We start from the raw sequence: 14074 nt of genomic DNA, 5'->3' as shown, positions 1-14074 counted from the left end.
ATCAAACCTTCTGTTGATCGCCGACATACTCAATATCGTCCGCAATCTTGAGTTCGACGAGCACGTTCTCATCGAGCGATTTCTCGCAAAGCATCGATCGATGAGCTATTCCCTTCGGGATAAAAAGCATATCCCCGGCTTGCATGGTTCGGGTGCCCATCTCGGTCTCCCATCTCAAGGCCCCCTTGACGCAGATGATGATTTCATGAGCATCGATATTGCGATGCCAGAATGACATGTCCTCCTTGCTACGCTTGGACAGATCGATTTTGACTCGGTCCGAAGCGAAGATCCGGAGGGGCGTCCCGTCGGCACTGTTTTTGTTCGTTGGAGTGAACTTTTCGTCGAAAATGTTGAGCAAACGAAAGATCTCTGCGTGCTCGACCACTCCTGCATTTTCGACAGGCGACGATTTGTGAGCAAGAACTACGTTCTTGCCGTATATCGTAATGACTTCCTTCAGGAGATCGTTCATGGATACCTCAAACTTTGTTCACTGCTGCAACGTCTTAGTTGCGACTGACACCACGAGAGCGCACGATCCGCAGCCGCATCCGTTAGCGGCTAACCAGCGGGTTTTGATGAAACGGTTTACTGCAGGACTCTTGAGCGGTCCGACACTATCCCGCGCGCGATTTTGGAAGAGACACGATCGGCGGCCTCGCGTTCAGCTCCTCGACTTGGAAGCCGGCGACGCGACGATAGTTAGCGCCGATCTCCTCAAGCTCACTCTGCGAGATTACGTCGGTAACGACGTCGAACCCGTTCGGCGCCCGCTCTTCTACGATCTGCATGACGTGCTCGGGGCCGTTTCGGCGGTTCAGCTTCACGATCTCCGCCGTCGCCGGCCGACGTTCGGCCTCGTACGCATGAAGCGCGCTCGGAGTCTCGCCATGTTCGAGAATCTCCCTGGTTAGCGTACGCGCGTCCAAGATCGCCTGCGATGCGCCGTTGCTTCCGATCGGGTACATCGGATGCGCGGCGTCGCCGAGCAAAGTGACAGATCCGAAGCTCCATCGCGGGAGAGGGTCCCGATCCACTAGCGGAAATTCGTAGCTCCGCGAACAGTTGCGCATCAGGCCGGGGATGTCGAGCCATCCGAAATCCCATTCCTTGAACCAAGGAAGATAGTCTTCGAGGCTGCCCGCGCGGTTCCAGTCCTGCTGGTGCCAGTCGTAAGTTTCCGGCAATTGGCGCGCGGCGACCCAATTGATTTCGTACTTGCCGTTTTCGTCTGGGACGTTCGAGATAGGATAGCACAGGAATTTCTGCGCCTGATAGCCGGCCATGAGGACGGACCGGCCCGATAGGAACGGCTCCGCGAGCGTAACGCCGCGCCACATGATCCGCCCGGTCCACAGCGGCGGCCCCTCCTCGGGATAAAGCCCCTGTCGTACCCCGGAATGGATGCCATCCGCTCCAACCAGAAGCGCGCCCTCGTAGGCCCCGACGACTTCTCCACTCGCCTTATTGATAAACTCGGCCCGAACACCATTGGGCGTGTCGCTCCAAGAGGAGATGTGGTGACCGGTCAAAACGCATTCCGCACCCATCCGCTCGATCACTGCATCGAGCAGCAACTGCTGAAGCTTCCCACGATTGATCGAGAATTGCGGCCAACGATATCCCGCTTCCAAACCACGCGGCTCGCTTATAATCGGCTTGCCATGCTTCGAGAAGTAGCAAAGGTCCTTGGTCAGCACGCCGACAGATTCGAGCTTCTCCTTCAATCCGAGTTCGAACAACTCGCGTACCGCGTGGGGAAGAACGTTGATGCCGACTCCAAGCGGCTTCAGCGCCGGGACGCTTTCAAATACGCGACATTCAACACCGACTTGGTGAAGGCTGAGTGCCAGCGTCAGTCCACCGATGCCACCACCCGCGATTAAAACCGTCATCATAACGCTCCCTAGACGCCGTTCTTTCGTTGATAGATAGCATGACGACAGCCGACCGCCCGAGGTATTTGCTGATGGATCTCATCTCAATTGGTGATCAGCAAGCTTCAACCGATCTGAACGGCCACTCATTTGCGTCCGCTCGGCACTTGGGAGGTTGCGAGACCTTTCCTCGGGGCTGGCGATCGGCCAATCTGCACTTCAGTTTTAGGAACGAATCCCGCAAAGCACCGATAGGCGGGCAGATAGGGCGAAATGCGAGCAGCCGTGGCGCTGCAGAGTCCGCCGCCCATCGCGATCATTTGCTGCACTTCAACGCCGAACGGTGCTGCGCGAAGTGGGGGGCGAGCTGTCAATCGTGGGACGGAGGCCGACGTGCCGTGTCCCACTATGGTTCGCGCTGTCCGATCATCAGAACAACGCTCTTGACGTGGAGATCGGCAGACCAACGCCTCAACCTCCGAGAGGTCTGCGCTTCTTTGCTTTCACCGGCCAACGAACATCTTCAGCTGTGCAAGCGGATTTCTAACGTCACACGCGAACGCTCGTCGCCGCCTGGTCCAAGACGAGCCAATGGGGAGATTAAGGATTGACGAATCGACCTTTTGAGGTGGGAGGCTCAGTGTGCGAAATCTCATCACCGCGACGCGGTGCCGATCGGGCGGTTCAACGCGAGTAGACCAGGCGCAGCGGCGCCTTTAGTCTTCGCTCTTGCGAGATTTGAGCTTCCCGAGCGAACTTCTCTTTGTCCATTTCGCGGTCGTTCTCGACGACAACCGCGGAGCCGAACCAAGGGCAAAAATAAACGGAATGCGTCTCGCCGATCTTAAGTGGCTGGCCCTCGAAAAAGCGCGAAATCACCCATTGGATTTCCGCAAGCATATACATCTCCCTTAACGCCGACGTTTCCCGTTCGCTACTCCACGGCGGATTGATACGCCTCTCGCGTGAGCAACAGGCGGCCGCACTTCTGCGCCAAACAGTTAACATAGAAGAGGCACCCGGGGCGCGATATTTCCTGATAACCTCTATCTGGATTATTGATCAGCAGGCTTGTAGGACCAGGCTTGTACAGACAAAGATTTTGCGCCGCAGCAGAATTGCTTCGCATCACGTCGAGACCGTCGCCAGCATATATTTAGCCCCTCGCGTTTGGACCAAGGCGCAATCGACCGGTAGCGCTACGCTGATGAGTTGACGAATGCAGCTACCGGGCGGTGGGTTTTGTCCGAGCGCTTAGCGCTGTGGATTAAGCTCATACGACGGCCCGTCCGGCTCATCCATCACATTGCCGAAGCTGCTTCTCGCACGACCTAAACAGCCTCCAATGGATTGCTGGACAGCAGACGCAGCAGTATTGCTTTCGGCTTGCGTGATCACCATTGGGCAGGAGAGCCTAACATGGACATGAGGGCTATCAATTATTTCATCAGTGTATTTGAGCACCGCAGCTTCACGAAAGCGGCCGAAAGAATGCACGTAGTTCAATCGGCATTGAGCATGAGAATCCGCAATCTGGAGGAACAGTTGGGCAGCCCACTTTTCGAGCGCACGCCATCTGGCCTCGTACCTACGCGAGCGGGCCAACATCTATATGATCTCTGCATTCCCATTTCGCGAAGCATCTCGGCTGCAAAGCAGGAGATGGATGACCTAAAATCAGGAAAGTCCAAGAAGGGCCTGCTTCGGATTGGCATTACGTCCCCGATGTGCCGAAACGTGCTTGGCAACGTCCTTCCGCAGTTTATGGAAATGTACCCGGATTTCGAGATCGCGGTATCGGAAGGATATTCTCGAGAGATCACGGAGGAAGTCCAGGCCGGCAAACTCGATGTCGGACTTGGCGCTCTTCCATTGGGCGATTCGAGCTTGACTTGGACCCATGGCTTTAGCGACCGTTACGTCGTTGTTTCGGGAAGACCGATTCATGGGCCGACTTTGACTCCGGTTGAGCTTTCGCAACTGACCGGATCGACCCTCGTCGTCCCAACCGCGCGGCATCTGATGCGCCAAAGAATGGACGAGCACATCGCGAGTGGACGCCTCAAGCCGAAGAAGATAGTTACCGTAACCGGCATGGTTGCCACGCTGGAAAGCGTTAGGGACACCGATTGGGCTGCGATCTGCCTTATGAATTCGGTGCTGGAGCGCATCGGTGACGAAAAAACCTACATTTACCCGATCGTCAATCCGACCATGTATTTCGACCTCTATATTCTTCACGACGTGCATCGCCCTCTCGACATTGCGGCCAGGCAGTTTGTCGACATGTTTCGCGCTCGGCTAACAGAACTGAAGAGCCTCTGGTCAAACGAGTAGATGGCAGGCGTCCGGTTCGGCAGCACGAGGCTTCGGACCTGGTATTTGTCCCAGTCGCTCGCCTGTTCTAAGAATTGATCGAGGCTCACCATCTTCTCTCCCACCAACGCACGGCCTTGGCATTGGCGCCGCTGATCGCACCGATGCGCTGGCAGCCGGGCTAAGTCGATGGTGGATGACTTTGCACTCGAGCGATTAGGGCCATTCAAGAAATGCTTTCGAATTCGGGGCGAGAGTTCGTGTCGGTGGTCCAACTCTGGCAGGTCCCGCCCGTCATCGCGCCCAACGACAGCGAGACCGCGACCCCTATCGGCTTAACCTAGACTGCGGGCGCGATCTACGGATGGCTCTTCTTCCGTTCGGAATGCAAACCCGAGCGGAGGTTGGCAATTCGCCTCTCGCGCAGCCCTGTAGGCCGGTCTACCCGTCGTCCTCTCCAGATAAGGCAGAAATATCTCGGGAATCGAAAGCCCGTATTCGATCGCCCAGATCAAACATGTAGTCAGCAGGATGTCGGCGGTCGTGAATTGATTTCCCAACAGGTATCTCCGTTCATCCGAGAGAACCACCTGAGCAAACTTCAGTTGAGCTTTGAAATATTCTTTAGCCTTCGTGACGGCCGTTGGTGCTTCACCGTAGATGTGTGCGAGCCCCTTCCCCGTGCTGTGGCGTCGCACAACGTAAAGGCTGGTCGCATCCAACTCGCTGACGATGAAGAAGCACCATTCCAGCCATTTCGCGTATCGAATTTCGTCATCGGGCAGGGGCGCTAGGAGTCCGCTACGGTTCTTGCGGGCCAGATAAGCTAGGATCGCAGCACTCTCGCCGATCGTAAACGCTCCGTCCTGTAGAAGCGGTATTTTCTGCCTGGGATTTAATGAGGTATACTCCGGAGTATTCGTCTGCCCGGACCGCGCCAGAATGGGCTTGCAGACATATTCCAGCTCGAGCTCTCGCAATGCCCAATGAGCGCGGATCGTTCGGCCCGTTCCCACGCCCCATAGTGTCAGAATTGAAGTCATCATCAACCCCTCTACAATAGGCCTTAGATCAAGCTCTCGCGCCCAGGCGTCGCGCGGCTGCTGATTGAGGCACCAACTAGCAGCGCCGCCATGCCAGTTTGTTCCTGATTCATGAGCGCCCCTCCCGCGTTAGATTGAACGAACGATCTTACGCTCGATCAGCGCGTCGATCGACGCATCGTCGTAGCCGATGTCGCGCAGGATCTCGCGAGAGTGCTCACCGACGCGCGGCGCGGGCCCTCCGATTTTTGATCGATTGATCTCGAACTTCGCCGCCGGCTTGGGTTGTCTCACCCTGCCGACTGTCGGTTGATCTAGCTCCTCGATCAACTCTCGTGCGACCACTTGCTCGTTGCGGAAGACATCGGCCCGACGCAAAATAGGCGCACAAGGCACGTCCGCTGCATCCAATCGGTCGAGCCATTCCGCGGTCGTGTACCGCCCGATGTATTCCTGCATTTTGTTGATGCGAGCGGTCGCGTTCAGGAAGCGTCCGCCCGGGGTCGAGAACCGTTCGTCCTTCTCGAGTTCGGGGTCGCCGGTGGCGCGGCAAAATCCTTGCCATTCAGAATCGGAGATCGTACCGCACGTGATGTATCCGTCGGCTGTCTTGAAGACGAGATCCGGGCGGTCGTTCGGGTCGCTGACGGATGCTTCCTTCCCGACGACCGTGTACTGCATCATCCCTTCAGGCCAGAGATAGGCGATCATGGTATCCAGCATCGCGACCTGGATGTAGTCGCCTTTTCCGGTCTTCTCCCGCGCATAGAGCGCCGCTGCCACGGCCTGCGCCGTGAATACGGCCGTCGTCTTGTCGGCGACGATCGTACGGATCATTTGCGGGCGGTTCGTGAGAGGTTGAGACTGAATATCTGCAAATCCGGACAAGGCCTGAATGATGGGATCGTAGACCCGCTTCCTTACGTAAGGCCCGCTGTCCCCGACGCCGCTGATTGACACGTAGATCAAGCGAGGGTTGCGCTCGCGAAGTTCCTTCGGCCCTAGTCTCAGGCGCTCCATCGTCCCGGGACGGAAATTCTGAACGAGCACGTCCGCCTGGTCGAGCAGTCGGGTCAGGATCTCGCGCCCAATTGGCTCTTTGATATCGATGGAAAGCGAGCGTTTCCCGCGATTCGAGGATATGAACAGGGCGGAGAATTCGCCAGCTTCGTCGATCGTCGCACGGCTTCGTCTCGTTATATCTCCGGTGATGGGCTCGATCTTGATGACGTCGGCCCCTTGATCTGCGAGAAACATCGTCGCGAAAGGACCGGAGACGACTCCGGTCAAATCGATGACACGAACTCCGCTCAACGCACCGCGCATTTCTGTTCCCCCACTGATGCCCGACAAAGCCGGCAAACCTCGCCACGGCTTCGCAGCCGATCTTCTTTTGAACGTGGCAGGTTCAAGCCTTGGCCGCTTGCGGCTGCGCGCGCAGCAATAGCTCAGCGCGCAGCCGCAGCTCGTGTTTCAGAACCTTGCCGGTACCGTTTCGCGGGAGATGATCTACCAGGAAGACATGTCTGGGCTTTTTATAGCCCGCAACTCTTTCCTGAGCAGTCGCGATCACGTCTTCGACCGTCAAAGGACTGTCCGCTGGGCGTTCGACGAATGCGACGACGGACTCGCCGTAGACATCGTCAGGAATTCCGACCACGGCGGCGTCCGCAATACCGGGATTCGCCAGTAAGGCCTGCTCGACCTCCTTGGTGTAGACATTCAGGCCGCCGGTTATGATCATGTCCTTCTTGCGGTCGATGATATAGAGGTAACCAAGCTCGTCGCATTTGGCTATGTCGCCCGTATGCAGCCAACCGTCCCGCAGCGCCGTCGCACTCTCCTCCGGTCTTTCGTAGTAACATCGCATGACGGTGAAACGCCCCGGCTCGCCCGATCGAACGAGTAGCTCGCCCGGTTGTCCTGGATGGGTGTCGATCCCGCGATCATCGACGATCCTGATCTCTACGCCAGGTGTCGGGCGTCCAATCGATTCCGGCCGGACCAACTGTTCCTCGTGCGATAGCGACGTTACCGCTCCGGCCTCCGTCATGGCGAAGAAGGAGACGAGGCGGACGTGCGGGAGCAAGGACAGGAATTTGCGCTTCAGCTCCGCCGGGAACGCTTCTCCGGTCACGACGATGCACCGTAACGACTCACACCTCGACGGATCATCCTGGATCGCAGGCAGCAACATGCGGCAGATGGTCGGCACCATTCCTGCCACAGTAACTTTCTCGTTTTCGATAGCTAGGACAGCCGCGACGGGATCGAACGACTTTAGGATCACCAAGGTGCCTCCGAGGCTCAGGGCGTTCGCCAGCCGCGCCAAGCCAGCGCGATGGGCCAGAGGCGTAGTAACCAGATAATTGTCGTCGCGTGTGATGCCCCATTCGACTGCGTGCACGAAGTAGTTTTGTACGACCAAATTGGAATGGGTAATGACCGCTCCCTTGGGAGCACCGGTGGTACCTGACGTGTACAGCACCAATGCATCGTCGGCGAAGGGCAGGAAATGCAGAGGAGCCGCATCGTTGACACGCAACTCGGCCATGGGGACCGTGCCGGAGACGTTCATTCCGGTGATGATGAAGGCTGGGCCCGAAACATTTTTGACGACCTCAGCGTACTGGGCGGAAGCCGCCTCCAGAGCGACCGCGAACGGTTTGCTGTCCCTACAGATGTACTGTAGTTCGAGAGGCGTAAGCCGCGTGGATACGGGAACCGCGATCACACCGACCGAAAACGCCGCATAGAGAAGCTCGACCAGTTCGATTCCGTTTGGCAGATAGATGACCAGCCGGTCTCCCGGTTTTGCGCCGAGTTTGAGCAGTCCGGTAGCCACACTTCGTATCCGCCGGTCGAGTTCGCCGTAGCTGACACGATCGCTTCCGCAGACGAGTGCCTCCTTTTCAGGATGGCGCACCGCTTGCGCTCGGAAGATCGTGTCGAGCCGCATGGTGGCCTCACACGATCCGAAATGCCGGATATTGCAGATCTTCTGAGAGGCGTTCCCAGCTTACTTCGACGCGCTGGCCGATCGACACTCTGTCCGGATCAGTGTCGACGATGTTCCCGAGAATCCGGACCCCTTCGTCCAGTTCTACCGTCGCTACGGATAGCGGCAATCGCCCCTCCAGCCCAGGCCCGGGAACGCGAATTACGGTACAAGCATAGATGAAGCCTTTTCCCGAAACCTCGCGCCACTCCAGGTTTCTGCTTCCGGTGAAGATGCTGACCGGACGGGGATAGTGCTGGAACTGATTGGTGTCCCTGCAAAACTGCAGCACTAGCTTTTGGCGCTTGGCGGAATCCCAGAATGGCGCGGTGTCCACATAGCTGGAGATCTTCGGGATGGGACGCACGGCGGTTCGGTCGGTCATCGTCATACCTCCAGGATCAGGGCGGCGCTCGTGCCCCAGTTGCGCGCGAAGGGAATGACGCCGATTCCCGTGACCAGCGCGTTTTTGGGGTCCTTTACCTGTCGACTTCCTCCCTCGCCGAACATCTGCCGGACAGCCTCGGCCAGATTGAGTCCACCGCTGGCCAATCCCGGTTGCCCGGCGGAGATTTGACCGCCTCCCGTGTTCAGCGGCAATGTGCCGGTCCGCGAGAGATCGGTAGCCAGAGTGAAATCGCTTCCTTGGCCACGCTCGCAGAATCCGAAGTCTTCGAACTGCATCATGACCGCGATCGTAAAGTCATCGTAAGGCTGAAACATCCGGATATCTCGGGCAGACAAGCCGCTCTGTTTGTAGATCAGGGGGGCGATTGCAGAGAAGCCGGTCTCGGTAATGTCCGGGCACGAACGGTCGCCGTGGAGATTGGTGATCTCCGCGTAAGCAGTGGGAAACACCATCTTGCTCAGGCCCAGCGCTCGCGCACGCTTCTCCGACGTGACCAGGAAGGCGTTCGCTCCATCGCAGAACATTACGCAATCGAGCAATCGGAGCGGGTCCGCAATCACACGGGAGTTGAAATAGTCTTCCATAGTGAGAGGCGTCCTGAACTTCGCCAGGGCGTTCTCGTTGTGTAACGCGTGTTCTCGCTGAGTGATCGCAATTTTTCCGAGTGCTTCCGACTTGATCCCGTATTGATGATGATACCGGCTCATCAGCAAACCGAAGCTCGCGGGAGGGCCTTGAACGCCTACGGGCTCTTGAAACTCCCCTCGATATGCCCCGTAGTTCGCTCGCCAGGCCGTGCTGGGCGCGTCTGCGCAAAGAACCACGACGGTTTCGCACAATCCGTCTCGAATGGCTGAAGCCGCCCTCGCCACGCCACCCGTGGCGGAGCATCCTCCCGTGCCGCTATAGTTCAACCATTTCGGCGACAGCCCCAATGCTTCCGCCATATACACCGGAAAAAACGGATTCGGACATTCGCTCAGCGGAGCAGCGACGGCCATGCCGTCGATCTCGGATTTCGGAATGCCCGTGGCTTGCAGAAGCTTCGCCAGGGCCTCTCCCCCGAAGTCATACGCGCTGCGCCCGGATTTGAACTCGACAGGAGTTTCGGAATAGCCCGCTATGACGATGTCACGCTTTTTCGCCAAGATGATCTCCTCGGAAATGGAGTTGCCGCTGCGCCTGCGCACCGGAATGCGATTTCAGGACCGGAATGCGATTTCAGGGTTGCCTTCGGGGGATTCCCCTCGCCTTCCTCCCGACCCGCTGGCCGGGACGAGGAGGGTAAGTCGCTCCGATTCTCGAGAAACCCCGATTCGACGCTCACGTCCCGAAATACTTGCCAAGATATCTTGGCCACCGCCTTTCCGAGGTCCGCAAGAGCCGGCACTCCGAAATAGGTCCATTCCGGCTCCGTCCGCACGTCGACGAGGCGCATGTGCTTGTCGGCAGCCAGCACATCCCATGCTTGACGCGGCGAAATTTCCGTCCGTCATCGATGTCACAACGGAATTACGATCAAAATGTCGACGTTTCGGGAATCCAGGATCACCAGCCGTTTCTGAAAGCGGGCCTGTCCCTCTTCTATTACGACGTCGTCGATGTATCTGCCGACCGCGAACAGATCCATTCGGCCGCTTTCCATGGTTCGTACGATCTGGAAGTTCGATCGAGTGGAAAGCACCTTTTCCGATTTCTGCTCCAGAAACTCCGATCTCCCGATGACGTGGTTGTAGGTATGTGGCTCGAATATATTGGCAGAATAGAATGCCTTCACCCGATCCTGCATCATGCCCCTTCCGACACAGCGCACGACTCCGATCGGAAGCCCGGCCTCATAATTCTCGCGGGTGGTCACGTGATAGAGCGCATCCGACGTGAAGAACTGCGGCCACGCATCCAGCTTCATGTCATCGACGGAATGCGCGTATGCAGCGATGAGATCGACCACTTGATCTCGCGTCGGCGCGATTCCCTGCTTGGAGGATTTGTCGAGAACCTTGTGCATCCCGCCTCTCCTCAGAAACCCATGATGTTGCGATAGCCGTACCAGAAGCCGCGGACCGCGGTTTCCGTCGCGCGAGAGTTCCTTTCGGACTCGACTTCTCGCCCGCCCATCTCCATGAACGACGACTGGTCCGGATCGGCACGCGTTCCGCGCTGCACGAACTCGTTGATACACCCGTCCTCCAACGAGACGAGGCCTGCAGCACCGGTAAGATTGCTTTGCATCACTCGCATTCTCGACTGCTCATCGGTATCCCGCTCGTAACCGAGATAGATCCAGAACAACTCCGTCTGGTCTACGCCGCGCGGCGCAAAAAAACGGATCGCCAGAGAATTCAGCGTGAACTGAATGCACATGTTGGGAAAGACGGTCTGAATACTGTGCGTGATGCCGTCGTCGAACTCTTCCCAAGCTTCGAGCAGGCCCGGCCCATCGAGCGCGGATTCATAGTTGGCAGAATGCACCTTCGCATCCGCATATTCGGCCGCCTCCTGCATCTTCGCGCGGCGCGCGAAGCTCAGATGATGCCACTTGCGTTCGGACAGGGTGATGCCGCCGTCCATGTCCAGGCGATTCACCTTGAAAGTCGTGTAGAACGTATGCAACAGGGTCGCATGATACGAATCTCGCAGGTTCTCGGCGTATAGTTTCCAATTGTTGTGGATCATCTGGCTGTGCGTTCCGAGGATACGCAACGGACGCCCGAGATTGCGCTTGATAAACGACGCCATTTCGGGGCCGAGATACGTTTCGACGTCTTCGATCTCGTCCGCGAAAGTCCCAAAGATCATCCCGCAGAACGACTCCACCCTCAGGGGACGGAGCCGGTGCTGCTTCGGATCGAAATCCTCCGGCATGCCGCCGTGGCCGCGCACGCCGTTGCGGAAGGCGACGCCCTTGAGCCTACCATCGAGTTCGTAATTCCATGCGTGATAGACGCACGAAAGGCTCGCGACATTGTCCTTTTTCTTCAGGCACACCAGAGCGCCTTTGTGCGCGCAGCGATTCACCATCGCGTGTACCTTACCCTCGTGGCCGCGGGTGACGATCACGGGCGTTTCGCCGACCGTCGTAGTCCGGTAGTCTCCGACGTTCTGGATCTCGATGTCCAGGCACAGAAAATTCCAGGTCTTTCCCCGGAAGATTCGCTCCTGCTCCAGCTTGTAGATTTCAGGATCGGTGAACAGACGGTAGGGTGCACGGGTTACGCCCTGCGGCGGCCAACTGAATTCGGCTGCATGCTTGCGTTCTACTTGTACCGTCGGCGACATCAATAATGCTCCCGCTTCCGTCCCTTTGAGGACTTCTTCAGAATATTAGGCGGCCGCTCGCGTCGACCTCCAATACATTATTTCGCTGTATTGATAAGCAGTGCCTATCAGCCGATCTGCTTCGAAGTGCCATCCGTTCGTGCAGCCATGCGGCCAACTTGATTCAGCCAATAAGTGCCGAGATTCGCTGTGACGCGCCCCCGATATTCCGTGGGCTATCGCTAAATTTGCGGCTGATCCGCCAAGGCCGGTAGAGGACGTCAGGGAACGTTAAGAAGTTCTGGTCGAGCTCGGCGCATCGGCATCCAGATTTCGGCGACCGCCCCATCTCCGAGGTCTTCGAGGCCGAGCGACCGAAGGTCGTGCCCGGCGCGGACCAGTTCGGTGGCTTCCATGCCGTGCCGGCCTCGTTGTTCAAGACCTGTTTGGTGCGATCCAACAACGCGTACTCGGTGGCAACGAGCGCGGCCGGACAGTGCATCGGCTCAAGCCTATGCGGACCCATCTTGTCCTAGGCCTGATCGTTGCCGAACATGCAAGACAAGTACTATGGGACATATTCTGAAGCCGCTTGAACGTGATGGGGTTGGTTTAAATTGCCGTCGGCAAAAGTGATCGACGCGAGCGACTTGTTACCACTGCAAAGCGGGGTCACGCTTACGCGAACGAAGCCCGCGCGGCCGCGCGCTCAGAGCGGCTTCGAAACGGCTATTGGCGAAAGCGAGCCATATGCGATCAGACGTGGATTGCTGAGATGCTCGTTCCAATGTTTGGATGGCTCGTCGCCAAGATGCCTGCCTGGCTGTTTCCCCACGATTTCGGCAGCTGGCGAGCCCCCCATTTACCTAATAGGCGGCAAGCCTCGGTAACAAATCACTCATGCGGGATGGTCTTAACTTGAGGTCCGAGCCCGGATTAACCGGCCAACCGACCGGCCGACCTGAGCGGCGTGCGTTTATGAAGGAACTGCCTATACGTGACTATGGACGACACGCCCATGAACTCCGCCGGCGCGCAAGGCCGCCAAGTCGTCGTTGATGTCGCTAATCGGTGCAAGCCTCACGGGGATCGCCTTGATGCGCCCTTCGCGAGCATAGCCGACCAGTGACTTGAGTTCGGCGAGCGTTCCGACAAATGAGCCGCGTAGAGTGTATTGCCGGCTGGCCAGAGCGGCGATCGGCAGATGCAGCATGCCTCCGTACAGACCTACACCAACGTAGATTCCAGCATTGCGCATCGTATCGAAGGCAAGCTGAACGGTCTGATCCGCACCGACAAAGTCGACGACGGCAACAATGCCTCCCGTCTCCTCCTTCAACATTGCGGCGGCATTGGCCTTCCCGCTGTTGATCGCAAGGTCCGCGCCATAGTCCTTTGAAGCAAGTTGAAGCTTCGCATCATCCATATCAACGACTGCGACCCTCTCGAAGCCGATGCCCTTGGCGATCGCCAAGGCCATCAACCCGACGCCACCCACACCTATGATCGCGATCCATCCGTCCTTGCGTGGAATCTTTGCTAGGGCGGAAAATGCCGTCAGCCCGGAACAGGCGTAGACGCCAGCCATGTTCCGATCGACCCCCTTCGCGTCCACAAGAAATTTCGGATCGCGGACGACCACCTTCTCTCCGTGCCCACCGGGACGATGGAGACCAAGATTTTGCGGCATCGGGCATTCATTGTCGCGTTGATCAAGGCAGGCCTCGCACTTGCCGCATCCGATCCAGGGATAGACAATGACCGGCCGGCCAAGATCCGCCGGCTTCAGTTGAGCATCCGGTCCGTATGCAGCGATGTGTCCGTAGATCTCGTGGCCAAGCGTTAAAGGCAGGTTCGCACCGATATCGGGCAGTAGGAGTTTTCTGTCCCCTCCCATGCGGAGATGTCCCTCATGAAAATGGACGTCCGAGTGGCACAAACCACAACAGGCTACATCCACGACGACTTCGCTCGCTGATGGCTTTGGATTAGCAAGATCGTTCGGAACGATCGGGCACCCGAACTCCACCACTTGATAGGCCTTCATTTCAGTCCTCTCTGAAATCTGCAATAGGCATTCCGCTTGACCCGCTGCCGGCGCGACGCTTCGGTACCTACCGCGGATGGCCTACAAAGACTATCGGTCGGTATCAGGAAGAAGACGCCCGGA

At 57.7% G+C, this 14074-nt stretch carries 12 protein-coding genes; 1 reads left to right on the top strand and 11 read right to left on the bottom strand.

What is annotated here, in order from left to right; translation table 11 throughout:
* Window position 1: 1 nt before the first annotated feature.
* The 3 genes from BRAD3257_RS08160 to BRAD3257_RS08150 form a co-directional block, all read right to left on the bottom strand.
* Window positions 2–475 carry a cupin domain-containing protein gene (locus tag BRAD3257_RS08160; RefSeq protein ID WP_122401438.1) on the bottom strand — a complete coding sequence of 158 codons (474 nt, stop codon included), beginning with the start codon at window positions 473–475 and terminating at the stop codon, window positions 2–4.
* Between the two features lie 145 nt (window positions 476–620).
* The gene (locus tag BRAD3257_RS08155) at window positions 621–1898 is read right to left on the bottom strand and encodes a flavin-dependent oxidoreductase (RefSeq protein ID WP_122406428.1); all 1278 of its coding nucleotides are present in this window, start codon (window positions 1896–1898) and stop codon (window positions 621–623) included.
* Window positions 1899–2564: 666 nt separating this feature from the next.
* On the bottom strand, window positions 2565–2780 hold the full coding sequence (locus BRAD3257_RS08150) for a hypothetical protein (RefSeq protein ID WP_145986979.1): 216 nt from the start codon (window positions 2778–2780) through the stop codon (window positions 2565–2567).
* 519 nt (window positions 2781–3299) lie between these two features.
* Between BRAD3257_RS08150 and BRAD3257_RS08145 the strand changes: the two genes are divergently transcribed.
* Window positions 3300–4217: a LysR family transcriptional regulator gene (locus BRAD3257_RS08145; protein ID WP_122401436.1), complete on the top strand. Its 918-nt coding sequence runs from the start codon at window positions 3300–3302 to the stop codon at window positions 4215–4217.
* Between the two features lie 314 nt (window positions 4218–4531).
* Here the strand turns inward: BRAD3257_RS08145 and BRAD3257_RS08140 are convergent, their stop codons facing one another.
* The 8 genes from BRAD3257_RS08140 to BRAD3257_RS08100 form a co-directional block, all read right to left on the bottom strand.
* On the bottom strand, window positions 4532–5242 hold the full coding sequence (locus tag BRAD3257_RS08140; protein ID WP_122401435.1) for a glutathione S-transferase family protein: 711 nt from the start codon (window positions 5240–5242) through the stop codon (window positions 4532–4534).
* 126 nt (window positions 5243–5368) lie between these two features.
* The gene (locus tag BRAD3257_RS08135) at window positions 5369–6565 is read right to left on the bottom strand and encodes a CaiB/BaiF CoA transferase family protein (RefSeq protein ID WP_122401434.1); all 1197 of its coding nucleotides are present in this window, start codon (window positions 6563–6565) and stop codon (window positions 5369–5371) included.
* A gap of 82 nt (window positions 6566–6647) precedes the next feature.
* Window positions 6648–8198 (bottom strand): class I adenylate-forming enzyme family protein, encoded by a 1551-nt coding sequence (locus tag BRAD3257_RS08130; protein WP_122401433.1) that lies wholly within the window; start codon window positions 8196–8198, stop codon window positions 6648–6650.
* Window positions 8199–8205: 7 nt separating this feature from the next.
* A complete protein-coding gene (locus BRAD3257_RS08125) occupies window positions 8206–8622 on the bottom strand; it encodes a Zn-ribbon domain-containing OB-fold protein (RefSeq protein ID WP_122406427.1) in 417 nt (138 codons plus the stop codon).
* A 2-nt stretch (window positions 8623–8624) separates the two neighbouring features.
* Window positions 8625–9794, bottom strand: a complete 1170-nt coding sequence (locus BRAD3257_RS08120) for a thiolase family protein (RefSeq protein ID WP_244607880.1) — start codon at window positions 9792–9794, stop codon at window positions 8625–8627.
* A 353-nt stretch (window positions 9795–10147) separates the two neighbouring features.
* Window positions 10148–10597: an aromatic-ring-hydroxylating dioxygenase subunit beta gene (locus BRAD3257_RS08115; protein WP_160118775.1), complete on the bottom strand. Its 450-nt coding sequence runs from the start codon at window positions 10595–10597 to the stop codon at window positions 10148–10150.
* Window positions 10598–10665: 68 nt separating this feature from the next.
* Entirely contained in the window at window positions 10666–11925 is a 1260-nt protein-coding gene (locus tag BRAD3257_RS08110; RefSeq protein ID WP_122401431.1) for an SRPBCC family protein, read from the bottom strand.
* A 970-nt stretch (window positions 11926–12895) separates the two neighbouring features.
* Complete coding sequence (locus BRAD3257_RS08100) at window positions 12896–13951, bottom strand: zinc-binding dehydrogenase (RefSeq protein ID WP_122401429.1); 1056 nt, start codon at window positions 13949–13951, stop codon at window positions 12896–12898.
* Between the last annotated feature and the right edge of the window lie 123 nt (window positions 13952–14074).

This window comes from Bradyrhizobium vignae (assembly GCF_900324035.1).
Taxonomy (GTDB): domain Bacteria; phylum Pseudomonadota; class Alphaproteobacteria; order Rhizobiales; family Xanthobacteraceae; genus Bradyrhizobium; species Bradyrhizobium vignae.
This window is presented reverse-complemented; position numbering and strand designations above follow the sequence as displayed.

What these genes read in the sequence shown, in the direction of transcription:
- BRAD3257_RS08160 (WP_122401438.1), bottom strand. Translation starts at nt 475, where the DNA reads ATGAACGATCTCCTGAAGGAAGTCATTACGATATACGGCAAGAACGTA.
- BRAD3257_RS08155 (WP_122406428.1), bottom strand. Translation starts at nt 1,898, where the DNA reads ATGACGGTTTTAATCGCGGGTGGTGGCATCGGTGGACTGACGCTGGCA.
- BRAD3257_RS08150 (WP_145986979.1), bottom strand. Translation starts at nt 2,780, where the DNA reads ATGCTTGCGGAAATCCAATGGGTGATTTCGCGCTTTTTCGAGGGCCAG.
- BRAD3257_RS08145 (WP_122401436.1), top strand. Translation starts at nt 3,300, where the DNA reads ATGGACATGAGGGCTATCAATTATTTCATCAGTGTATTTGAGCACCGC.
- BRAD3257_RS08140 (WP_122401435.1), bottom strand. Translation starts at nt 5,242, where the DNA reads ATGATGACTTCAATTCTGACACTATGGGGCGTGGGAACGGGCCGAACG.
- BRAD3257_RS08135 (WP_122401434.1), bottom strand. Translation starts at nt 6,565, where the DNA reads ATGCGCGGTGCGTTGAGCGGAGTTCGTGTCATCGATTTGACCGGAGTC.
- BRAD3257_RS08130 (WP_122401433.1), bottom strand. Translation starts at nt 8,198, where the DNA reads ATGCGGCTCGACACGATCTTCCGAGCGCAAGCGGTGCGCCATCCTGAA.
- BRAD3257_RS08125 (WP_122406427.1), bottom strand. Translation starts at nt 8,622, where the DNA reads ATGACCGACCGAACCGCCGTGCGTCCCATCCCGAAGATCTCCAGCTAT.
- BRAD3257_RS08110 (WP_122401431.1), bottom strand. Translation starts at nt 11,925, where the DNA reads ATGTCGCCGACGGTACAAGTAGAACGCAAGCATGCAGCCGAATTCAGT.
- BRAD3257_RS08100 (WP_122401429.1), bottom strand. Translation starts at nt 13,951, where the DNA reads ATGAAGGCCTATCAAGTGGTGGAGTTCGGGTGCCCGATCGTTCCGAAC.